The sequence below is a fragment of the Glaciecola sp. SC05 genome (genome assembly GCF_041380235.1).
Lineage (GTDB): Bacteria > Pseudomonadota > Gammaproteobacteria > Enterobacterales > Alteromonadaceae > Glaciecola.
Genome location: NZ_JBGIYY010000059.1, coordinates 1 through 473 on the forward strand (window position 1 = coordinate 1; position 473 = coordinate 473).

Consider the following 473-nt stretch of genomic DNA (forward strand, 5'->3'; position numbering starts at 1 on the left):
AACACCATTTTAAGCGGTGGGCCGGTGCTTTTCCGGAACATCCGCCTTCAAAATTTTTGTTATACGTCACTGCTCCGTCTCCAACTCAATTTTTTTAATATCGGTCAGAGCATGATCATGTGAATACCAATTATCAAGCTTGCGAATTGTTCCTGTTATCTTGACTCTTTTGCCTTCCAATTGATTACATCTGCTTTCCGAGCAATATTCCGTCAGGACGTCTATCAATATTTTGCCGCTTCGTGCAGTCTTTGAATCGTCCTCAGTTTCATATAAAAACAAAGGAATGATGGGATGTTTTGCTTCCTCTTTATCCAAATCAACTGATGGCTCATACAAATAGCCAACAAACGTATGCTCTTCATTAAGAATTGAATGAACACCTAAAACATCTTTTACGCGAAACTCTGCTCCATATGAGTATGAAACGACCACAAAGAGAAGAAGGCAAGCAATAACTTTCATGACGTATA

Annotated in this window: 1 protein-coding gene; it reads right to left on the bottom strand. The window is 39.1% G+C overall.

What is annotated here, in order from left to right; translation table 11 throughout:
- Positions 1 to 66: 66 nt before the first annotated feature.
- Positions 67 to 473, bottom strand: a 407-nt coding sequence (locus AB9H30_RS19370) for a hypothetical protein (protein ID WP_371196436.1), incomplete at its 5' end; no start/stop codon positions are given.